Source organism: Brevundimonas sp. Leaf363, from assembly GCF_001424025.1.
GTDB lineage: Bacteria > Pseudomonadota > Alphaproteobacteria > Caulobacterales > Caulobacteraceae > Brevundimonas.
The window spans coordinates 133,235-155,295 of sequence record NZ_LMPZ01000002.1; the positions used below are offsets into that span (position 1 = coordinate 133,235).

The 22,061-nt window shown below is 69.7% G+C and carries 16 protein-coding genes; 9 read left to right on the forward strand and 7 right to left on the reverse strand.

The genetic code is table 11. The annotated features are described in order from the left end of the window. Window positions 1-93 precede the first annotated feature (93 nt). Complete coding sequence (locus tag ASG17_RS03830) at window positions 94-969, reverse strand: methyltransferase domain-containing protein (protein WP_056099430.1); 876 nt, start codon at window positions 967-969, stop codon at window positions 94-96. On the opposite strand from ASG17_RS03830, the gene ASG17_RS03835 reads away from it, so the two are divergent. Genes ASG17_RS03835 through ASG17_RS03850 form a run of 4 tightly spaced genes read left to right on the forward strand, consistent with a single transcriptional unit; the run spans window position 968 to window position 3,297 of the window. Next, entirely contained in the window at window positions 968-1,744 is a 777-nt protein-coding gene (locus ASG17_RS03835; protein ID WP_056099431.1) for a ComF family protein, read from the forward strand. The genes ASG17_RS03830 and ASG17_RS03835 overlap by 2 nt on opposite strands. A 27-nt stretch (window positions 1,745-1,771) precedes the next feature. Next, window positions 1,772-2,029 carry a glutaredoxin 3 gene (grxC, locus tag ASG17_RS03840; RefSeq protein ID WP_056099434.1) on the forward strand — a complete coding sequence of 86 codons (258 nt, stop codon included), beginning with the start codon at window positions 1,772-1,774 and terminating at the stop codon, window positions 2,027-2,029. After that, entirely contained in the window at window positions 2,030-2,866 is an 837-nt protein-coding gene (locus ASG17_RS03845) for a carbon-nitrogen hydrolase family protein (protein ID WP_056099437.1), read from the forward strand. Then, entirely contained in the window at window positions 2,863-3,297 is a 435-nt protein-coding gene (locus ASG17_RS03850; RefSeq protein WP_056099440.1) for a DUF1178 family protein, read from the forward strand. The genes ASG17_RS03845 and ASG17_RS03850 overlap by 4 nt, the downstream gene beginning before the upstream one ends. A gap of 6 nt (window positions 3,298-3,303) precedes the next feature. Here ASG17_RS03850 and ASG17_RS03855 read toward each other — a convergent pair whose 3' ends face one another. The 3 genes from ASG17_RS03855 to ASG17_RS03865 all read right to left on the reverse strand — a co-directional run bounded on the left by ASG17_RS03855 (window position 3,304) and on the right by ASG17_RS03865 (window position 10,628). Next, window positions 3,304-4,593, reverse strand: coding sequence for an ammonium transporter (locus ASG17_RS03855; protein ID WP_056103043.1), 1,290 nt, complete (start codon window positions 4,591-4,593; stop codon window positions 3,304-3,306). Between the two features lie 93 nt (window positions 4,594-4,686). After that, entirely contained in the window at window positions 4,687-9,204 is a 4,518-nt protein-coding gene (gene gltB, locus ASG17_RS03860) for a glutamate synthase large subunit (protein ID WP_056099443.1), read from the reverse strand. Then, the gene (locus ASG17_RS03865) at window positions 9,201-10,628 is read right to left on the reverse strand and encodes an NAD(P)-dependent oxidoreductase (RefSeq protein ID WP_056099446.1); all 1,428 of its coding nucleotides are present in this window, start codon (window positions 10,626-10,628) and stop codon (window positions 9,201-9,203) included. The genes gltB and ASG17_RS03865 overlap by 4 nt, the downstream gene beginning before the upstream one ends. 243 nt (window positions 10,629-10,871) lie before the next feature. On the opposite strand from ASG17_RS03865, the gene ASG17_RS03870 reads away from it, so the two are divergent. Continuing rightward, window positions 10,872-13,310, forward strand: a complete 2,439-nt coding sequence (locus ASG17_RS03870; RefSeq protein WP_056099449.1) for a membrane-bound PQQ-dependent dehydrogenase, glucose/quinate/shikimate family — start codon at window positions 10,872-10,874, stop codon at window positions 13,308-13,310. 135 nt (window positions 13,311-13,445) lie between these two features. Here the strand turns inward: ASG17_RS03870 and ASG17_RS03875 are convergent, their stop codons facing one another. Both ASG17_RS03875 and proB read right to left on the reverse strand, forming a co-directional pair. Beyond that, window positions 13,446-14,687 carry a glutamate-5-semialdehyde dehydrogenase gene (locus ASG17_RS03875; RefSeq protein WP_082496191.1) on the reverse strand — a complete coding sequence of 414 codons (1,242 nt, stop codon included), beginning with the start codon at window positions 14,685-14,687 and terminating at the stop codon, window positions 13,446-13,448. 5 nt (window positions 14,688-14,692) lie between these two features. Beyond that, on the reverse strand, window positions 14,693-15,847 hold the full coding sequence (gene proB / locus ASG17_RS03880; protein ID WP_056099454.1) for a glutamate 5-kinase: 1,155 nt from the start codon (window positions 15,845-15,847) through the stop codon (window positions 14,693-14,695). 279 nt (window positions 15,848-16,126) lie between these two features. On the opposite strand from proB, the gene ASG17_RS03885 reads away from it, so the two are divergent. The 3 genes from ASG17_RS03885 to ASG17_RS03895 all read left to right on the forward strand — a co-directional run bounded on the left by ASG17_RS03885 (window position 16,127) and on the right by ASG17_RS03895 (window position 19,563). Further along, window positions 16,127-16,906 (forward strand): ZIP family metal transporter, encoded by a 780-nt coding sequence (locus ASG17_RS03885; protein ID WP_056099456.1) that lies wholly within the window; start codon window positions 16,127-16,129, stop codon window positions 16,904-16,906. A gap of 210 nt (window positions 16,907-17,116) precedes the next feature. Beyond that, window positions 17,117-18,274, forward strand: a complete 1,158-nt coding sequence (carA, locus tag ASG17_RS03890; RefSeq protein WP_056099460.1) for a glutamine-hydrolyzing carbamoyl-phosphate synthase small subunit — start codon at window positions 17,117-17,119, stop codon at window positions 18,272-18,274. A gap of 65 nt (window positions 18,275-18,339) precedes the next feature. Further along, window positions 18,340-19,563, forward strand: coding sequence for a DUF1624 domain-containing protein (locus tag ASG17_RS03895; protein WP_082496101.1), 1,224 nt, complete (start codon window positions 18,340-18,342; stop codon window positions 19,561-19,563). A 43-nt stretch (window positions 19,564-19,606) separates the two neighbouring features. Here ASG17_RS03895 and ASG17_RS03900 read toward each other — a convergent pair whose 3' ends face one another. Further along, window positions 19,607-19,873, reverse strand: coding sequence for a hypothetical protein (locus ASG17_RS03900; RefSeq protein WP_056099467.1), 267 nt, complete (start codon window positions 19,871-19,873; stop codon window positions 19,607-19,609). A 191-nt stretch (window positions 19,874-20,064) separates the two neighbouring features. Between ASG17_RS03900 and dnaG the strand changes: the two genes are divergently transcribed. Next, window positions 20,065-21,957, forward strand: coding sequence for a DNA primase (dnaG, locus tag ASG17_RS03905; protein ID WP_056099470.1), 1,893 nt, complete (start codon window positions 20,065-20,067; stop codon window positions 21,955-21,957). Window positions 21,958-22,061: the final 104 nt, after the last annotated feature.

Sequence of the window (22,061 nt, forward strand, 5' to 3'; positions counted from 1 at the left end):
AAACCTCGCGCCTTGAGACATCCGATCATCAGCACGATCGGCGCCTGACCCCCGGATCAAGTCCGAGGATGACGGGGCGCCGAGGGCGGGCTTCTAGTTCCGCCCCTGCTCCCGGACGTGCAGCGCGTCCGCCAGACGCATCTTGGCCGAGCCCCTGGGCACCGGCTTCTGCTGGCTTTCGTGCGGGGCCCAGCCGGCCAGGTGGATGATCTCGAAGGTGGCGGGCAGGCGGCCGTCGGGCTCGGCGTGACGCTGGGCATAGAGTTCGGCCGCACGGGTCAGGACCGCCGCCGACAGCGGGCGCACCGGTCCGGCCAGACCGCTGGTCTCCCCCATGGCCCGCAGGTCCGCGATCAGCGCCGGCAGGGATCGATAGCGCACCGTCACCCGGTCCACGTCCGACACCGGCAGGGCGAACCCCGCCCGCTGCAGCAGGCCCGCGCCGTCATAGCCGTCCGCGAACGGCGACACCCGCGCCTGCGCCCCGCCGCGCAACTCCAGCTCCGCCTCGGTCAGAACGCCGCGCAGCTCCTTCAGCGTCCCCGCCCCGAACAGGGCGCCGAGGAACAGGCCGTCCGGCCTCAGCGCTCGCCGGATCTGGGCCAGGGCGCCGGGCAGATCGTTGGCCCAGTGCAGCGACAGCAGCGACACGATCAGATCCGTCGATCCATCCACCAGCGGCAGGGCGGCTTCGCCCGGTCCCGCGCGCGCGGCCAGGTCGCCGATCACCTGCGCCGGGCCGACGCGCGACGCAGCGTCGCTCTCGGCCAGTCGCGCGGCGAAGGGCCCCGGGTGCGCGGATAGCTCGACCACAACGGGAAAGTCGCGCAGGATCGCCTCAAGGCTGTCGACGGCGTTGTCGGCGGCGCGGCGGTGCAGGAAGTCGGCGTCGCCGAACCGGGCTTTGGACCGCTTCAGGCGAGCCAGGCGGCGGACGGGGTCGAACAGACGAGGGGGGGCGGCGGTCATGTCGGGCCATGATGGGGATTTGGGCGCGCGTTTGAAAGCGGTCGCCGCCGGATGGGGTCGCGCCTGCGCCGACCTGATCCTGCCGCCGCCGATGGAGGCGGGGCGGGCGGGCGCGTCGCTGGAAGCCGACGCCTGGCGGCAAGTCGCGTTCCTGGAGGCGCCGGTCTGCGACGGTTGCGGCGCGGCGTTCGAATTCGACGGCGGGATGTTCGCCGAGAGCCGCTGCGCCGCATGCCTGGCCAAGCCCTATGCGTTCGAGCGGGCGCGGGCGGCCTGCGTCTATGATGACGCGTCGCGCGGTCTGGTGCTGCGGTTCAAGCATGGCGATCACCAACCGCTGGCGCCCGTCTTCGCCCGCTGGATCCACCGTTCGGCGGCGGAACTGATCGAGGCGGCGGACGCCATTGCGCCGATCCCTCTGCACCCGCTGCGCCTGTTGGCCCGCCGCTTCAATCAGGCCGCGGAGATCGCCCGGCCGCTGGCCGTCATGGCCGGCCGCGACTATCTGGCCGACGCCCTGGTTCGTGCACGGCGCACCGACAGCCAGGGCGGCAAGAGCGGCCGGGGGCGGCGCGAGAACGTGCGCGGCGCCTTTTCCGTCACCTCGACGGGCGCCCGTCGCGTGCGGGGCCGCCGCATCCTTCTGATCGACGACGTGTTGACCACGGGCGCGACGGGCGAGGCCTGCGCCAAGGCCCTGCTGGAGGCCGGCGCCCGCGCCGTCGATCTGGCGGTCGTGGCGCGGGTGCGAACGGCGCGACAATTGCCTATGTAATCACAAACAGCCTTTCGGAGCCCTGCCTTGGCCGACGTCGTCATCTACACCAAACCCGGTTGCCCCTACTGCTCGATGGCCATGGGCCTGCTGGCCAAGAAGGGCGTCGACTTCACCGAGATCGTCGCGTCCAACGATCCGGAGAAGAAGGCCGAAATGATGGAGCGGTCGGGGGGCAAGGCGACGTTCCCGCAGATCTTCATCGACGGAAAGCACGTCGGCGGTTCGGACGACATCCACGCCCTGGATCGCCGCGGGGGGCTGGACCCCCTGCTGCAGGCCTAGGTGACGACGGTCGATATCGCACTGATCCAGACCCGGACGCCGGCGACGGCGGCCGGAGGTCTGGCGCATCTCGAGCCGCTGGTGCGGCAGGCGGCGGCGGGCGGCGCGACATTCGTCCTGACGCCCGAAGGCTCCAATCTGCTGGAGCAGCGGCGCGACCGGCGCGCAGACGCGGTGGTCGGCCAGGATGCCGATGAGGCGGTCATGGGCCTGTGCGCTTTGGCTGCGGAGCTTGGCGTCTGGATCCTGATCGGCTCCGCCATCGTGGCGTCGGGCCATCACGGCGATGCGCGGGCGGCCAACCGCTCGCTTCTGATCGACGATACGGGCCAGGTGGTCGGCCGGTACGACAAGCTGCACGTCTTCGACGTCGACCTTCCCAACGGCGAGACCTATCGCGAGAGTTCGACCATCCGACCCGGCGATGGCGCGCGGGTGGTGGACACGCCCTTCGGCCGGCTGGGCTTCGCCATCTGCTATGACATCCGCTTCCCGCACCTGTTCCGACAACTGGCCAAGGCGGGCGCCCAGATGATCGCCGTTCCCGCCGCTTTCACGGTCCAGACCGGCGAGGCGCATTGGGAGACCCTCCTGCGCGCCCGGGCCATTGAGACCGGCTGCTTTATCCTGGCCCCCGCCCAGGGCGGTCAGCACGAGGACGGGCGCCGCACCTGGGGCCGCTCGATGATCGTCGGGCCGTGGGGCGAGGTGCTGGCCAAGGCCGACCACGACGAGCCTTGCGTCCTCACGGCCACGCTGGATATGGACGCGGTCTCCCGCGCGCGGGCGGCGGTGCCGTCGCTGCGCCACGACCGAGAGTTCGACCCAGTTCGATGATCCGCTACGCCCTTCAATGCGACCAGGATCATGGCTTCGAGGCCTGGTTCGGCTCCTCGTCGGACTACGACGACCAGGCGGCGCGCGGGCTGGTAGAATGCCCCTTCTGCGGTTCGCGACAGGTCGCCAAGCAGATCATGGCCCCCAACGTCGCGGGCACGAAGAAAGCTGACGCAGGCCTCGAGATGCGGGCGAAGATGCAGTCGATGATGATGCAGGCGGCCCGCGAGGTCCGCAGCCACGTCGAGCAGAACTTCGACTACGTCGGCGACAGCTTCGCCCGAGAAGCGCGCGACATCCACGAGGGCCGCAGCGAGAAGCGCGAGATCTACGGCGAGGCCACGCCCGCCGAGGTCAGGAAGCTGAAGGACGATGGCGTGCCTTGCGCGCCGCTGCCCCAACTGCCGCCCGAGCCCGAAAAGCTGAACTAGCGTCCCTTAGTGCACGGTCTCGCCGTGCTGGGTGTAATCCAGGCCTTCGATCTCCTGCTCGCGGGTAACGCGCAGGCCGGTGGTGTATTTGCAGATCATCAGCACGACGAAGGTGCCGACAGCGCTCCAGGCGATGACGGCGACCAGGCCGATGGCCTGCTTCACGATGGTCGCGCCTTCGCCGAGCGGGTTAAAGGCGGCGCTGGCGAAGATGCCGGTCAGCAGGGCGCCGACGATGCCGCCGATGCCGTGCACGCCGAAGGCGTCCAGGCTGTCATCATACTTCAGCGCGCGCTTCAGCCAGACGGCGCCGGCGTAGCAGGCCGGGCCGGCGATCAGACCGATGAAGAAGGCGCCCTTGGGATCGACGAAGCCGGCCGCCGGGGTGATGGCGACCAAACCCGCGACGATGCCGGAGAACAGGCCGAGCAGGGTGGGGCGCTTGCGCTCGAACCATTCGATGGCCAGCCAGCCCAGGGCCGCGGCGGCGGGCGCCAGCAAGGTGTTGAAGGCGGCTGTGGCGGCCAGGTCGGTCGCGCCGCCCGCTGAACCGGCGTTGAAACCGAGCCAGCCGACGAACAGCAGGCCTGTGCCGATAGCCGTATAGACCAGGTTGTGCGGGGCCATGTTGTCCCGGCCGTAGCCGTGGCGCGGGCCCAGAACCAGCGCGCAGACCAGGCCCGCCACACCCGCGTTGACGTGCACCACCGCACCGCCCGCGAAGTCCAGCACGCCCAGGCCGCCCAGGTAGCCGCCGCCCCAGACCTGATGGCAGATCGGCGCATAGACGATCAGGTGCCACAGGGCGAAGAACAGCAGCGCGGCCGAGAACTTCATCCGCTCGGCGAAGGCGCCGGCGATCAGGGCCGGGGTGATGATGGCGAAGGTCAGCTGGTAGCTGATGAACAGCAGTTCGGGCAGGCCGGGCAGGAGGCTGTGCGCCGTCTGCGGCGTGACGCCGTTCAGGAAGGCGGCCTGCACCCCGCCGATGAAGCCGTTGATCGCATCGGGGCCGGAGCCGAATGACAGGCTGTAGCTGACGATGAACCAGAGCACCGTCACGATGGCCAGGGCCGCGGTCGAATGGGCGATGGCGCCGATGATGTTCTTCTTGCGGACCATGCCGCCGTAGAACAGCGCCAGACCCGGCAGGGTCATCAAGAGGACCAGCGCCGTGGACGTCAGGATCCACGCCGTCGCCGCCCCGTCGATGGCCAGCGGCGCCTGGTGCGCCAGGAGCGCCGGGGCGCCCTGCGCAAGGGCAGGGGAGGCCAGGCCTGTCAGTGTCAGGCCCATCAGGGCCAGACAGGTCGCCAGGAGCGTGCGCGCACGGATCATTTGGGAGCTCGGTCGAAGGGGAGGATTCAACTGAACCACAGTCATGCGCGATCAGGCGGGCGTGGCAAGTCTCTGCGGTTCACGGACGATCATGGTCTGGGGCAGGATGCGTACGAAACGCGACAGGGTGTGACGCCAATCCGACAGCAGACGCCGCGCCAGCGGTGATCCGGTGGCCGCCAGATGGGCCTCGATCAGGTCCTTCAGTCGCGCCTCGGCCTCGTCGTCGATGTCCGCCACTCCGGCGAGATCGCCGTTCAGCGCGCGCTCTGCCGAGCCGTCGGCGTCATAGACGAACAGCTCGCCGCCGCTCATGCCCGCCGCCAGGTTCCACCCGACCGGACCCAACACCACGACGCGCCCGCCGGTCATGTATTCGCAGCCGTGGGCGCCCAGGCCCTCGACCACGGCTTCGGCGCCGGAGTTGCGCACGGCGAAGCGCTCGCCCGCCATGCCGGCCACGAACAGCCGGCCCGACGTCGCGCCGTACAGGGTGGTGTTGCCGCAGATCAGCTGGTTCTCGCGCCACTCGGGCGTACGCACCGAGATCTCGGCGCCCGACAGGCCCTTGCCGACATAGTCGTTAGCCTCGCCCGTCAGGTGCAGCTCCAGACCCTTGGCGGCGAAGGCGCCGAAGCTCTGGCCGGCGATGCCTTCCAGCTTCAGCCGCAGACGGCCGGTCGGCCCCTGTGGACCGAAGCGGCGCACGATGGCCGAGGAGGTCGCCGCGCCCACCGTCCGCTGGGTGTTGTTCAGCGGATAGCTCAGCTCAAGCGTCTGGCCGCGATCCAGGAAGCGCACGGCGTCCTTCAGGACGCGGGCGTCCAGGCTTTCGTCGATTGGATGGCGCGCGGCCTTGTCGGCCCACTTGCCGGCCGCGCCGCGTTCGACCTGAACCAGCAGCGGGTTCAGGTCGAGGTCGTCCAGGTGCGAGCCGCCGCGGCGCGTCTGGCGCAGCAGGTCGGTCCGGCCGATCACCTCGTCCAGTGTCCGGGCGCCGATCTGGGCCAGGATCTCGCGGGTTTCCTCGGCGATGAAGGTGACCAGGTTGACGACCTTGTCCGCCGTGCCGGTGAACTTCTCGCGCAGGCGCTCGTCCTGAGAGCAGATGCCGACCGGACAGGTGTTCGAATGGCACTGGCGCACCATCAGGCAGCCCATCGCAATCAGGCTGGTGGTGCCCATGCCGTATTCCTCGGCCCCCAGCAGGGCGGCGATGACCACGTCACGGCCGGTCCGCAGACCGCCGTCTGTCCGCAGCACGACCGAACCGCGCAGGTTGTTCAGCGTCAGCACCTGATGGGCCTCGGCCAGGCCGATCTCCCACGGCAGGCCGGCGTGCTTGATCGAGGTCTGCGGCGAGGCGCCGGTGCCGCCGTTGTGGCCGGCCACCAGGATGGCGTCGGCCTTGGCCTTGGCGACCCCCGAGGCGATGGCGCCGATGCCCGACGCCGAGACCAGCTTCACCGTGACCCGGGCGTCGGGATTGATCGCCTTCAGGTCGTAGATCAGCTGCGCCAGATCCTCGATCGAATAGATGTCGTGGTGCGGCGGCGGAGAGATCAGCGTCGTGCCGGGCACGGCGTGGCGCATCCGGCCGATGAACTCGGTGACCTTGAAGCCGGGCAGCTGGCCGCCCTCGCCGGGCTTGGCTCCCTGGGCCACCTTGATCTCGATCTCGCGGCACTGGTTCAGATATTCGGCCGTGACGCCGAACCGGCCGGACGCCACCTGCTTGACCGCCGAGTTGGCGTCGTCGCCGTTCGGACGCGGGTGGTAGCGTTCCGGATCCTCGCCGCCCTCGCCGGAGACCGAGCGGGCCCCGATGCGGTTCATGGCGATGTTCAGCGTCTCATGGGCCTCAGGGCTCAGCGCGCCCAGCGACATGGCCTGGGTCAGGAAGCGCTTGCGGATGTCCGAGACGCTCTCGACCTGATCCAGCGGCACCGGCGTGACGTCGGTGCTGAAGTCCAGCAGGTCGCGCAGGCTCAAGTCCGGCTGATCTCTCAGCAGGTCGGTGTACTGCTTGAACCGGCGATAGTCGCCGCGATTGCAGGCGTCCTGCAGCAGGTGGATGGCCTTGGCCTCGTGGGCGTGGGCCTCGCCGCCGGCGCGGATCTTGAAGAAGCCGCCCATGGACGGGACGGGCTGGGCCTCGCCCCACGCCATCTTGTGCCGCTTCAGCGCCGCCTGCTCCAGACCGGCCAGGCCGATGCCGGAGATGCGCGACGGGGCGCCGGGGAAGAACTCGGCGGTCAGGGCGCGCGACAGGCCCAGCACTTCGAACTCGCAGCCGCCGCGATAGGCGGAGATGATCGAGATGCCCTTGCGGGCGATGGTCTTCAGCAGCCCCGCCTCGATGCCGGCCTTGTAGTTCAGGCAGGCGTCGCGCAGCGACAGGCCGGGATACAGGCCCCGGTCCAGACGCTCCTGGAACAGGTCCTGCGCCAGCCAGGCGTTGACGGTGGTGGCGCCCACCCCGACCAGAACCGCGAACCCGTGCGGATCCAGGGTCTCGGCCGTCCGCACGACGATCGAGCAGAAGGAGCGCAGCGCCTGATCGGTCAGGCGGCGGTGCACGCCGGCCGTGGCCAGGATCATCGGCGCGGCCAGGCGGTCGGCCCGAGCGCGTTCATCGGTCAGGACGATCAGGGCCGATCCGCCCCGTGCGGCCGCCTCCGCCTCGTCGCGGATGCGGTCCAGCGCCTGACGCAAGGCCACGCCCGGACGCGCGTCGTCACCGGGCACGTCGTAGGTGCAGTCGATCACCGTCGTGGCGCCGGCCCCGACCGTGTCCAGCATCCGCTCATACATGCCGTTGGTCAGCACGGGGCTGTCCAGGACGAAGACGTTCGTCTGGGCCTCTTCCTGGGCCAGGATGTTGCCCAGGTTCTTGAACCGGGTCTTCAGGCTCATGGCGCCGGCTTCCCGCAGGGGGTCGATCGGCGGGTTGGTCACCTGGCTGAAGTTCTGGCGGAAGTAGTGGGCCAGCGGGCGGGGCAGGGCCGACAGCACCGCCGGCGGCGCGTCGTCGCCCATTGAGCCGACCGCCTCCTTGCCGTCGCGCACCAGCGCGTCGAGCAGCAGGTCCAGGTCTTCGCGGCTGAAACCGGCGGCGATCTGGCGGCGCGTCAGCGCCTCGCCGGAGGCCGAACGCGGCTCGGGTCCGGGGCCGATCAGCGGCTCCAGATCGACCATGTTGTCCAGCCACTCCGTGTAGGGGTGGGCCTCGGCCAGGGCGTCGATGGCCTCGTGCTCATCATAGACGCGGCCATGCTTCAGATCGACGGCGATCAGCTTTCCGGGGCCGATGTGCAGGCGGCGTTTCACGCGGCTTTCGGGGATCGGCACCAGGCCGGCTTCCGAACCGGCCATCAGCAGCCCGTCGACGGTCTCGACCGCGCGCAGGGGGCGCAGGCCGTTGCGGTCCTTGCCCGCCACGATCCAGCGGCCGTCGGCGGCGCAGATGGCGGCCGGGCCGTCCCACGGCTCCATCACGGCGTTGCAGTAGGCGTAGAAGGCCTGATGTTCGGCGGGCATGACGTCGTCGCCCTTGGCCCAGGCTTCGGGCATCAGCAGGGCCTTGGCCATCGGCGCGGGGCGACCGGCGTGGACCAGCACCTCCATGACGTTGTCGAGCGCGGCGGAGTCGGACCCGCCCGGCTGGACCACCGGCTTCACTTCCTGATCGCGATCTCCGAAGGCGCCGGCCGCCATGCGGATCTCGTGCGACTTCATCCAGTTCAGGTTGCCCTTCAGCGTGTTGATCTCGCCGTTGTGGGCCAGCATGCGGAAGGGCTGGGCCAGCTTCCATTCGGGGAAGGTGTTGGTCGAATACCGCTGGTGGAAGACGGCGTAGGCAGAGGTGAAGCGCGCATCCTCCAGATCGGGATACAGGTTCCCCAGCAGCTCGGCCCGGACCATGCCCTTGTAGGCGATGGAGCGCGCCGACAGGGTGCAGATGTAGACGCCCGGAACGCCGTCCGACTGGACCGCCTTCTCGATGCGGCGACGGCACAAGTACAGCTCGCGCTCCAGCGCCTCGCCGTCCAGCGGTTCGCCCGCCTGATCCAGCGGCGGGGCCAGCATGATCTGCTCGATCTCGGGCCGGGTCGCGCCGGCCTTGGTCCCGACGACGGACAGGTCGACCGGCGTCTGGCGCCAGCCGTAGATCCAGAAGCCCGAGCGCAGCGCCTCGGTCTCGACGATGGCGCGGGCGCGGTCCTGCGCGCCCAGGTCGGTGCGCGGCAGGAAGATCTGTCCGACGCAGACGGGGCCGGGACGCTTGGTCTGGCCGATGGCCGCGACCTGTTCGGCGAAGAAGGCTTGCGGCAGCTCGACCATCACGCCGGCGCCGTCGCCGGACAGGCCGTCGGGATCGACGGCGCCGCGGTGCGCCACGGCCTTCAGGCTCTTGATCGCATATTCCACGACGTCCCGGCGCGGGCTGCCGTCGATCGAACAGACCAGGCCGACGCCGCAGGCGTCGCGCTCCGACGAACGGTCGTAGGCGTTGCCCGCTTCCAGACGGTCGCGGGTGGTTTCGTATTGTTCTAACCAGTCGCTCACGCGGCGACCTCCTCGGTTCGGGCACGCAACATACGGTCGATCTGGGCGGCGGCGTCCTGGCCTTCGCGCACGGCCCAGACGACGAGGGAGGCGCCGCGCACGGCGTCGCCGGCGGCGAACACGCCCGGCAGGCTGGTGGCGAAGGACACGGCGCCGACCTTGATGGTGCCGTCACCCCGTAGGGTCAGGTTGGGCTCATGCGCCGCGAACGGCTCGGGCTCGAAGCCTAGGGCCTCGATCACCATGTCGGCGGCCACGTCGAAGTCGCCGCCGGGCACGGGGATGATCCCTCGACGCTCGCCGGGCGCCGCTTCGGTCAGGGCCATGCGCGCGGCGCGCACGCCGGTCACGACATCGCCCTGGCTCAGCAGCGCCTTGGGCGAAGCCAGCCATTCGAAGACGACGCCCTCTTCCTCGGCGTTGGTCACTTCGCGGTCCGAGCCTGGCATGTTCTCGCGGTCGCGGCGGTACAGGCAGGTCACCTGCTCGGCGCCCTGGCGCACGGCGGTACGGACGCAGTCCATGGCCGTGTCGCCGCCGCCGATGACGACGACCTTCTTGCCGCGCGCCATGTGCCAGCCGTCGTCCTCGGCGTCGCCCAGGTCGCGGCGGTTCTGGTGCGTCAGATACTCCAGCGCGGCAACGGTCGAGTCCGCGCCACGTCCGGGCGCCGACAGGATGCGCGGCTGATAGACGCCCATGGCCAGCAGCACGGCGTCATGGCGGTCGCGCAGGTTGCTCAGCGTCACGTCCTTGCCGACTTCGCAGCCCAGCACGAACTGGACGCCGCCCTCGGCCAGGCGATCCACCCGGCGCTGCACGACGCGCTTCTCCAGCTTGAAACCGGGAATGCCGTAGATCAGCAGGCCGCCGGCCCGGTCGTGCCGATCGTAGACGGTGACCTGATAGCCCTCGGAGCGCAGGCGGTCAGCCGCCGCCATGCCCGCCGGGCCCGCGCCGATGATCCCGACGCTCTCGCCGCGCTCGGCGGCCGGTCGGATCGGATCGACCCAGCCGTTCTCGAAGGCGGTGTCGCCCAGCCAGGCCTCGACCGAGCCGATGGTCACGGCGTCCCAGCCGGACTGGTTCAGGGTGCACGAGCCCTCGCACAGACGGTCTTGCGGGCAGATGCGGCCGCAGATCTCGGGCATGGTCGAGGTCGAGGACGCGATGCGCCACGCCTCGCGCGCCTCGTTCTCGGCGGACAGGCGCAGCCAGTCGGGAATGTTGTTCTGAAGCGGGCAGGCGTTCTGGCAGAAGGGCACGCCGCAGTCGGTGCAGCGCGAGGCCTGCGCCTCCGCGGCGGTCTGCGCCGGACGCGCGTAGATTTCCTGGAAGCCCTTGCGGTCTTCGACGGCCGCCTTGGGAAGACGGCGGGGCTCCACCACGAAGGTTCCGCCCTGTTTTAATGTCTTGTGGGTCACGCGTTCGCATATGCACAAGCTTTTGAAACGCGCAAATCCTAACCGCGTGATGCGAGTTTCGACGCGCTAAAAAGCACGAACTGTGCTGCGGACGACGCGAAATGGGTGCGTTCTTGCAGACATGCGCGAATGACGCGCCTGCGAGCTGGTCGCAAGACGTCCGAACATATGATCGCTGATCACTTATGCGGAACCGCAACCGCAGTTGCGACTTTTTGAAGCAGTCTCATCGGGAGCTTCCCAATGTCTATCCGCCTGCCGGCATCGCCCGGCGCCTGGGCCGTCGCGGCCCTTGGCGTCCTTTTCGTGCTTCTGGGACTGGTGCTGACGTGCGGGGGGATATGGCTGATCTCCCTCGGCGGTTCTTGGTATTACGCCCTGGCCGGCCTCGGCCTGATCGCCTCTGGCGCCCTGCTGACCCAGACGCGGATCGAGGGGCTCTACGTCTACGCCGCCGTCTTCGCCTTCACCCTGTTGTGGAGCCTGTGGGAGGTCGGACTGGACGGCTGGGGCCTGGTGCCCCGTCTGGTCGGGCCGGTGGTGTTGCTGGCCCTCGCGCTGGCGTCCCTGCCGGTGCTGATGAAGCGGCGCGGCGCCGGCAAGATCGCGGGCTTCAGCCTGGCCGGTCTGGCGGTCGTGACCGTGGCATTCAGCGCTTTGGTCGCGAACGCCCAATCGATGAACCCGCTGCCGCTGCCGGCGGCCAATGCGGTGGTCTCCAGCGATCCTGACGCCATCCCGGTTGACGCCGACTGGGCGGCCTATGGCGGCAGCTATCACGCACAGCGCTACTCGACCCTGAACCAGATCACGCCCGAGAACGTCGGAAAACTGGAGCGCGCCTGGAGCATCCACACCGGCGACCTGCCCGGCGATCGCCCCGGCGCACAGAACAAATACGCCTCAGAGAACACGCCGCTGAAGATCGGCAATGTCCTCTATATCTGCACCGGCAAGAGCATGGTCGTCGCCGCCGACGCCGCCACCGGCCGCCAGTTGTGGAAGTCGGACCCGCAGGTCGACGACAAATCGATCCCCTATACGGCCGCTTGCCGGGGCGTCAGCTACTACACCGTCCCGGCCGCCAACCCGGCCGATCCCTGCGCCAACCGCATCATCTGGGGCACGCTGGACGCTCGTCTGATCGCCGTGGACGCCCGGACCGGCAAGCGCTGCGCCGGCTTCGGCCAGGGCGGTCAGGTCGATACGTCCGCCAATATGGGTCAGCCGATCCCCGGCATGGTCTCGATCACCTCGGCGCCAACCATCGTGCGGGGCGTCGTGGTCACCGGCCACCAGATCCTGGACGGCCAGAACCGCTATGCGCCGTCCGGCGTCATCAAGGGCTTCGACGCCGTCAGCGGCCAGTTGCGCTGGGCCTGGGACATGATGCGCCCGGACATCAACGCCGCGCCGCCCGCCGGACAGACCTATACCCTGGGCACGCCCAACATGTGGACCACCGCCTCGGGCGACGAGCGTCTGGGTCTGGTCTACCTGCCGCTGGGGTCGACCGCCGCCGACTACTATTCCTCCAGCCGCCAGCCGCTGGAGTTGCAATACGCCACCTCTCTGGTCGCGCTGGACGTGACCACGGGCAAGCCGCGCTGGCATTTCCAGACCGTGCACCACGACGTCTGGGATTACGACCTGGGCTCGCAGGCGACGCTGGTCGACTACCCGACGCCGGCCGGGGCCGTTCCCGCTGTCGTCCTGCCGTCCAAACAGGGCGACATCTATGTGCTGAACCGCGAGACCGGCCAGCCGCTGACCCAGGTCGCGGAACGCCCCGTCCCGCAGGGCGGCGTCGAGCCTCAGATGCGCGCGGCCACCCAGCCGCACAGCCTGTTCCACACCCTGCGCCGGCCCAATGACCTGACCGAGCGCCAGATGTGGGGCATGTCGCCGATCGACCAGATGGTCTGCCGCATCCAGTTCCGTCAGGCGTCTTACGAAGGCTTCTACACCCCGCCGACCACCGAGCGCCGCTACATCGAATATCCTGGCTATAACGGCGGCTCGGATTGGGGCGGTGTCGCGGTGGATCCAGCGCGCGGCATCATCGTCGCCAACTACAACGACATGCCGAACTACAACCGCCTGGTCCCCCGCGCCCAGGCCGACGCCAACGGCTGGTTCCCGCGCGGCGACCCGCGTCTGGACCAGCCCACCCGGGCGCGTGGCGGCGGCATGAAAAACCACGCCGAAGGCGCCGGCGACCCGCAGGCCAACACCCCCTACGCCATCACCGTCAACGCCGGCTGGCGCCTGCCCTTCACCGGCCTGCTGTGCAAGGAGCCGCCCTACGGCGGCATCCGCGCCATCGACCTGCGCACCGGCCGAACGATCTGGGACCGCCCGCTGGGCACGGCGCGCAAGAACGGACCGTTCGGCATCCCGTCCGGCTTGCCCATCGAGATCGGCACGCCCAACAACGGCGGCGCCGTGGTCACCGCCGGCGGATTGATCTTCGTCGCCGCCGCCACCGACGACCTGATCCGCGCCATCGACCTGCGCACCGGCAAGACCGTCTGGACGGCCCCCCTGCCGGGCGGCGGACAGGCGACGCCGATGACCTATTCGGTGGGCGCCAAGCAGTATCTCGTCATCGCGCCGGGCGGCCACCACTTCATGGAAACACCCGTCAGCGATGAGGTGATCGCCTACGCCCTGCCGAGCTGAGGCGGGGGACGATCTCCGCCCCCTGGGCGGAGACAGGCGCTGCAAGGCGCCAGAGGCGGGCCCGAAAGGTCGAGCCCTGAACTTGCCCGCCTCTGCTCGCTCCGCTCGCTGTCTCCGCCCAGCGGGCGGAGAGCTTCACGGCCGCGTCTGGCCCGTCCCGCGCACCACGTACTTATAGCTAGTCAGTTGCTCCGCCCCGACCGGCCCGCGCGCATGCAGCTTGGACGTCGAGATGCCGATCTCGCCGCCGAAGCCGAACTCGCCGCCGTCGGCGAACTGGGTCGAGGCGTTGACCAGGACGATGGCGCTGTCCACCGCGCTCAGGAACCGTTCGGCGGCCGCGGCGTCCGTCGTGACGATCGCGTCCGTGTGGCCCGAGCCGTAGCGGCGGATGTGCTCCACCGCCCCGTCCAGATCCGTCACGACCCGCACCGACAGGATCGGCGCCAGATACTCGGTGGACCAGTCGGCCTCCTCGGCCACCCCCATGCCGGGGACCAGCGCCCGCGCGGCCTCGTCGGCGCGCAGCTCGCATCCGGCCGCCGTCAGCGCGTCGGCGATGGGCGGAAGCAGACGCTCGGCGCCCGCCGCGTCGATCAGCAGCGTTTCGGTCGATCCGCACACCGACACCCGCCGCATCTTGGCGTTGACGACGATGCCCTTCGCCACGTCGAGGTCGGCGGCCGCGTGAACGTAGGTGTGGTTCAGCCCCTCCAGATGCCCCAGCACGGGCGCCCGCGCCTCGGCCTGCACCCGCGCGACCAGGCTCTTGCCGCCGCGCGGGATCAGCATGTCGATGGCACCGTCCAGGCCGCTCAGCATCGCCCCGACCGCCGCCCGGTCGGGCGTGGCGACCAGCTGCACGGCCTCCGCCGGAAGGCCCGCCTCGGCTAGCGCCGCCGACACGCAATTCGCGATGGCCAGCGACGAGCTCAGGCAGTCCGAGCCGCAGCGCAGGATCGCGGCGTTGCCCGACCGGATGCACAGGGCCGCCGCATCGGCCGTAACGTTCGGCCGGCTCTCATAGATGACGCCCAGCACGCCGATCGGCACCCGCACCCGCGCGATGTCCAGACCATTGGCGGGCGTCCAGCGCGCTATCTCGGCGCCCAGCGGATCGGGCACGGCGGCGATGGTCGTGACGGCCTCGACCATGCCCTGCACGCGCGTCGGCGTCAGGCGCAGCCGGTCGATCATGGCGGCGGCCATGCCATTGGCTTCGCCGCGCGCCACATCCTCGGCGTTGGCGGCCAGAATGGCGGCCTCGGCTTCGCCCAGCCGGCGGGCGAGGGCGGTCAGGGCTTGGCTTCGCGTCTCGGCCGACGATGCGGCCAAGGCGGTGGCCGCCGCCCGGGCGCGGCGGCCCATCTGCAGCATGTCGGTCATGAGCTTCTCAGCGCCAGGTCGTCGCGGTGCACCAGCACAGAGGGTCCGCGATAGCCCAGCACTGTCTCGATCTCGTCGCTGCGGCGACCCAGGATGCGGCGCGCCTCATCGGCGGAATAGGCGGCCAGACCGACGCCCAGCACGGCGCCGCCCGAGGTCAGGCTGACGCAGTCGCCCTTGCCGAAGCCGCCGGTTACGCCGGTCACGCCGGACGGCAGCAGGCTCTTGCCCGCCTTCAGGGCGGCGGCGGCGCCGGCGTCGAGGCTCAACGATCCGGCGGGCGCCAGCGAGCCGGCGATCCATTGCTTGTAGGCGGCCATCGGACCGTGCGGCGCGGGGATCAGGGTCGCGCGCGCCCCGCCCTCGACGGCGCCCAGCGGTCCCGCCGTCTGGCCCGAGGCGATGACGGTGGCGCAGCCGGCCGAGCGGGCGATCTCTGCGGCCATCAGCTTGGTGGCCATGCCGCCCGTGCCGACGCCGGCCTGGGCGTTCGCGCCCTCGGCCATGGCGTGGGTCGCCCCGTCCAGCCTCTCGACCAGCAGCAGGTGTTTCGCCTCGGGATCGCGGCGCGGATCGGCGGTATAGAGCCCGTCCACGTCGGACAGCAGCACCAGCAGGTCCGCCCGCGCCAACTGGGCCGCGCGCGCCGCCAGCCGGTCGTTGTCGCCGTAGCGGATCTCCTCGGTCGCCACCGTGTCGTTCTCGTTGACGATGGGCAGGACGCCGTGGCGCAGCAGGGCCTCGACCGTGCCGCGCGCATTCAGCCATCCGCGCCGCCGCTCGGTGTCGTCGCGGGTCAGCAGAACCTGGCCGACCACGATGTCGTGGGGCGCCAGCGCTGCCTGCCACGCCGCCATCAGCAGGCTTTGGCCCACCGCCGCCGCCGCCTGCTTGTCCTCGATCCGCCCCGCTTCCGCCTTCAGCCGACGCCGCCCCAGCGCCACGGCGCCCGACGACACCACGATCACCTCGCGCCCCGACGCCCGCAGCCGCGCGACGTCCGCCGCCAGCGCTGTCAGCCAGCCCGTCGCCGGCGTGCCGGTGGCGGCGTCAACCAGCAGGCTGGACCCGACCTTCACCACCACGCGCCGAGCATCGCGGAGCGCGCAGGCGGCGGTCGCCGCCTTCAAGCTGTGCAAGGCCTCGGACATGCCGGTCCTTTAGGGGGCGGACGGCGGATGCGGAAGCGACGTTCGCTTTAAGGCGTGACCACGAAACCTCGCCCTACCTTTCGTCATCCCCCGACTTGATCGGGGGACCAGGCGGCGCCGCAGCGGAGCGAAGGCGATCTGTCGGCCGGTCACACCCTTGGCAGTTTCGCGCTCTCGCGCGCCGCCCTGTCCCCCGGTCTCCGCTGCGCTCCGCCGGGGGAAGACGAAAGAGCAAGGAGCGTCATTGCCTCTCGCCCGCGAAGCCGCCACACACCGCCGATGTTCGAAGGTCTGTCGCCGCTCGCCGCCGGTTCGCTGGGAAGCCTTTGCGCCGGTCTGATGACCGCCCTGGGCGCCGTGCCCATGCTGGTCATGCGCGACACCTCGGCGCGGACGCAAGGCACGCTGCTGGGCTTCGCCGCCGGGGTCATGCTGGCGGCGTCCTTCTTCTCCCTGATCATTCCGGGGGTCGATTCCCTGACCGAGCACGGCGCGACGCGGGCCGTGGCCGCCGGGTCGATGGCGGCGGCGGTGCTGATCGGGGCGGCGGCGGTGGGGCTGATGAACCGGTTCGCGCCGGTCCACATGGTGTCGATCGGCCCGGCCGGATCACCGGCGCTGGCGCGGCGCATCTGGCTCTTCATCTTCGCCATCACCCTGCACAACTTCCCCGAAGGCGCGGCCGTGGGCGTCAGCTTCGGCGGCGGAACCCAGCAGGGCCTGTCGACCATGCTGGGCATCGGCATCCAGAACGTGCCCGAGGGGCTGGCGGTCGCCGCCGCCATGGCCAGCCTGGGATACAAGCGCCGCGCCGCCTTCCTGGCCGCCCTGGCGTCGGGCCTCGTCGAGCCGATCGGCGGCGTGATCGGCGCTTCGGTGGTGGCGCTGCTGCCCGGCGCCCTGCCGTGGGGCCTGGGTCTGGCGGCCGGCGCCATGATCTATGTCGTCACCGCCGAGATCATCCCCGAGGTCCAGCGCGACGCGAAGGATCAGCGCGCCATGGTTGGCCTGATGATCGGCCTGGTAGGGATGATGTTCCTGGATATCGCTCTTGGGTGAAATGGCTATCCTCCCCATCGCCGATGGGGAGGTTGCTCGGCCCTCGCCGAGACGGAGGGGCGATTACAAGCGCCGCGCCTGATACAGCCCCTCCACCGCAAGCGGTCCCCCTCCCCATTTCATGGGGAGGAAAAGCGGCCTCATGCGTTGACCCGTCACCGCCTCGCGCCTAACCACGCCGCCGTTTGTCCTAAACCGCCGGAGATCGCCATGACGACCGAACTGCTGCCCGGCGCGACCGGCGTTCTGGCCTTGGCGGACGGCACGATCCTGCAGGGAATTGGTGTCGGCGCCGTCGGCTCGGCCCTGGGCGAAGTGGTCTTCAACACGGCCATGACGGGCTATCAGGAGATCCTGACCGACCCGTCCTACATGAGCCAGATCCTGGCCTTCACCTTCCCGCATGTCGGAAACGTCGGGACTAACGTCGATGACATCGAACAGATGGGCGGCGGGTCTGACACCTCGGCGCGCGGCGCCATCTTCCGCGACGTCCCGACCGATCCGGCCAACTGGCGGGCCGACTCGAGCTTCGACGACTGGATGAAGCGGCGCGGCGTCGTCGGTCTGGCCGGCGTGGACACCCGCGCCCTGACCAAGATCATCCGCGACAAGGGCGCCCCGCACGCCGTCATCGCCCACGACCCCGAGGGCAAGTTCGACCTCGACGCCTTGGTCCAGCAGGCGCGCGAATGGACCGGCTTGGTCGGCCTCGACCTCGCCAAGCCCGCCTCGACGCTCCAGGCGTTCGAGTGGAACGAGGGCCTGTGGGAGTGGCCGGAGGGTCACCCGCGCACGGAAGGCCGGAAGACCGTCGTGGTCATCGACTACGGCGTGAAGCGCAACATCCTGCGGGCCCTGGCCTCGACGGGCGTGAGGATCACCGTCGTGCCCGCCACCACCTCGGCCGAGGACGTGCTGGCCCGCAACCCGGACGGTGTCGTCCTGTCGAACGGGCCGGGCGATCCGGCCGCGACCGGCGAATACGCCGTGCCGGAGATCAAAAAGCTGGTGGATAGCGGCAAGCCTGTCATGGGCATCTGTCTGGGCCACCAGATGCTGGCGCTCGCGCTGGGCGCCGCGACGGTGAAGATGGATCAGGGCCACCACGGCGCGAACCATCCGGTGAAGGATCTGACCACCGGCAAGGTTGAGATCGTCTCGATGAACCACGGCTTCACCGTCGATCGCGACAGCCTGCCGGACGCCGTTCAGGAAACCCACGTCAGCCTGTTCGACGGCACCAACTGCGGCATCCAGCTTAAGGACCGTCCGGTGTTCAGCGTCCAGCATCACCCCGAGGCCTCGCCCGGCCCGGCGGACAGCCTGTATCTGTTCGATCGATTCCGCGCGCTGATGGACCGCTGATATCCCGGCTTGCGACGGTGTGGCCAAGCTGATTACTTCCCGCCTGACGGACGAGGGGGATCGGCATGTCACAGACGACCGTGAAGGCGCATGACGCGCCCCTTGCGTCACCCGCTGTTTCGAGCGGTCTAACGCGATCTGGCGCGGTGCGGCTGGATGCGCTGGATCTCCTGCGCGGCATCGTCATCTGCCTGATGGTGCTGGATCACGTCCGCGACTACTTCCACGCCAGCGGCGCCTTCGACCCGATGGACGTGACCCTGTCCAATCCCGCGCTTTATCTAACGCGCATCATCACGCATTTCTGCGCCCCGACCTTCGTCTTCCTGGCGGGTGTGTCGGCCTTCCTGCAGAAGGCCAATGGCAAGACGACCGCCGCCCTGTCGCGGTTCCTGCTGACGCGCGGACTGTGGTTGATCGTGCTGGAGCTGACGGTCATCAACATCGGCTGGCAGTTCGTGCCGGCGCTGGTCTTCCTGCAGGTCATCTGGGCCATCGGCTGGTCGATGGTGGCGCTGGCCGCCCTGGTCTGGCTGCCGTGGCGGGCCGTGCTGGCCATCGGCGTCGTCATCATCGCCGGGCACAACCTGTTGGAAGGCATCACGCCTCAGGCGTTCGGAGCGGCCGCGCCGCTCTGGAACTTCCTGCATGTGGCCAACGTCATGCCCATCGGCGGCGTCCCGGTGCTGTTCGCTTATCCGGTGCTGCCGTGGATGGGCGTCATGGCGTTCGGCTACGGCATCGGCTGCGTCTTCCTCCTGCCGGCGGCGCAGCGGCGCCGAACGCTGGTCGTTCTCGGCCTGTCGATGATCGCCGCCTTCGTCGTGTTGCGTGGCCTTCAGCTGTACGGCGACCCGCGTCCGTGGGCCGTGCAGGACCAGCCGTGGAAGACGGTCGGCGACTTCCTCAACGTGCTGAAGTATCCGCCGTCGCTGGATTATGTGCTGATGACGCTGGGGCCCGTGCTGGCCCTGATCCCCACGCTGGAGCGGCTGAAGGGTCCGGTCGCGGCCTTCTTCCTGCCGTTCGGGCGCGTGCCGCTGTTTGTCTATGTGATCCACATCTACCTGGCGCACGCCTTGTCGATGCTGCTTGGCGTCCTGATGGGCTATCCGGCCGCGGCCTTCATCAACCCCTTCTTCGGCGGCGCGGCGCCGGCGGGCTGGGGCGTCCCGCTGCTGGGCGTCTATGCCGTCTGGGTGCTGGTGCTGGCCATACTCTACCCGCTCGGCCGCTGGTTCTCCGGCGTGAAGGCCCGCCGCCGCGACTGGTGGCTGGGGTATCTCTAGGCCGCGTCGGGTCGAGAAGGCGGAGCCTTCTGACCGCGGCCTATCAAGGAAGCGGCGCGAAGCTCACTTCTTCACGCAGCGCCGCAGCCCTGCGGACGGCCACCGGCGCGGCGTGCAGCCAGTAGTCGGCGTCGTCGAGCCGCTGAGCCTGTTTGCGCTCCTGCCCGCGTAGGCGTCGCTGGGCGGCGTTCGCCAGAAGGCGGGCATGCAGGGCGCGGGGGCTGATGTTTTCGATGCGCGGCGCGAAGGGCGTGGCGACAGCGTCGGGGCCGGCGGGTTGGACGGCCGGCAGGATCGGGGCCATGAACATGAGGAAGCTCGGAACTGAAGGGCGGCGCTTCTGCACCCTGGTGACGTGTGGTTAACCACAGTGTCTGTGGATAGTTCCGGTTCGCGCCGAAAAGATGTTCGCGAACAGAGGGTTGTGGCCTTTCCACCGCCTTAGTGGTTACCAAAGGCTTAACGGCTCGCGGCCACCCGTCGCCCGCGCTAAAGAGGTCCGTGAGGTTCGACGAGCGCTACATCGAGGAACTGAAGGCGCGCCTTCGCCCGTCCGACGTGATCGGGCGGACGGTGAAGCTCAGGCGTCAGGGCCGTGAGTACGTCGGCCTGTCGCCCTTCTCTAAGGAGAAGTCGCCCAGCTTTTTCGTCAACGACGACAAGGGCTTCTTCCACGACTTCAGCTCCGGCAAGCACGGCGACGTCATCTCCTTCCTGCAGGAGACCGAGCGGCTCACCTTCGTCGAGGCCGTCCAGAAGCTGGCCGGCGAGGCGGGTATGGCCCTGCCGGCCGAGGACCCCCAGGCCGCCCAGCGCGAGGAGAAGCGCCAGAGCCTCTCCGACTGGATGGACCTGGCCCAGAAGTGGTTCGCCGCCAATCTGCGCCGCTCGGTCGGGCAGTCTACCCGCGCCTATCTGGAGCGGCGCGGCCTGCCCGAGGATCAGTGGGAGCGGTTCGGCCTGGGCTATGCGCCCAACGATCGCGAGGGCCTGAAGGCCGCGCTGGTCCAGCGCGGCGCGCGGGCCGGCGATCTGGTCGAGGCGGGCCTGCTGATCAGTCCCGAGGGCGGCGGCCAGCCCTATGACCGGTTCCGCGACCGGCTGATGTTCCCGATCCTGGACGGGCGCGGCCGCATCGTCTCCTTCGGCGGCCGGGCCATGAACCCGGACGACCGCGCAAAGTATCTGAACGGCCCGGAGAGCCCGCTTTTCCACAAGGGGGCGACCCTCTACGGCCTGCCCGAGGCGCACCGGATCCTGGGGGCGGGCGGGAAGTCCGACCAGGCTATCGTGGTGGTTGAGGGCTACATGGACGTCATCGCGTGCCAGCGCGCGGGCGTGCCGGCTGTCGCCGCAATGGGCACGGCCCTGACGGAAGAGCAGATGGCCCTGCTGTGGCGTGTCAGCCCGGAGCCGGTCCTTTGCTTCGACGGCGACGGCGCCGGCCAGCGCGCCGCCCACCGCGCGGTCGAGCGTGCATTGCCACTGTTGAAGCCCGACCGGTCGTTCCGCTTCGTCAGCCTGTCCAGCGGAATGGATCCCGACGACATGCTGCGGGAGAAGGGCGCGCCCGCCCTTCGCGAGGCGCTGACCCTGACCGCGCCGTTCGCCCGTGTCCTGTTCGAGCGCGAGCGTGAAGCGATCGGGACAATGGATACGCCGGAGAAGGAGGCGGGCCTGCTGACGCGCCTGCGCGCATCCGCCGCCCTGATCGCGGACCCCGACCTGTCGCGCACCTACAAAGACTATCTGGTCGGCGCCTTCTATCAGCTGACCCGGCCTTCACAGGCCGAGAAGCGCCAAGCCAACCGCACGATCTATCGCGACCGCCGCGCCCGTCAGGGCCAGTTCCGCATGGATGCGACCAATATGGAAGCGACGCCTGAGGCCCGGACGGCCGCCGTCGCCCTGGCTCACGCGCCCAAGCCGCTGGTCGCCGCCGTCGTCGAGGGGCTGATCGCCCACCCTTCGGTGGTCCAGGAGCGCGCCGAACTGCTGGCCAATCAGGGGCTGGGAGACGCCGGGCTCGACCGGCTGGTCAACGATCTGGTGCGCATGACCTATGAGGCGGACGCCCTGGGCGAGGGCCTGCTGCGATCACGCCTTCTGGCCATGGGACATGAGGAGACGCTGCGCCGCGTGGACCGCATGGCCACGATCGCCCACGCCCCCTTTCTGGACGCCGCGCGCGCGGTCGAGGATGCCCGCCGGCAGCTGATCCAGGCCATCGACCTCCTGCTTCAGGCGCTCGCCCTGGGCCGCGCGTTGGAAGAGCTGAAGCGCGAGGACGAATACGACGGCGCCGCCTTCACCAGTCTGAAGTCCCAGCGCGACGCCCTGAACCGATCGCTCACCAGCGGCGACTTCTGGGCCGAGGCGTCGGGTCCGCACTGAGGCTTCGCAGCCCTCCGCCCCTTGACACCTGTGCTACGCGACGCCATCTGCCGCGCTCGGATCACTTGCCTGTCCTGTGCGGGGTCGAGGCGGCGGCGACTTGG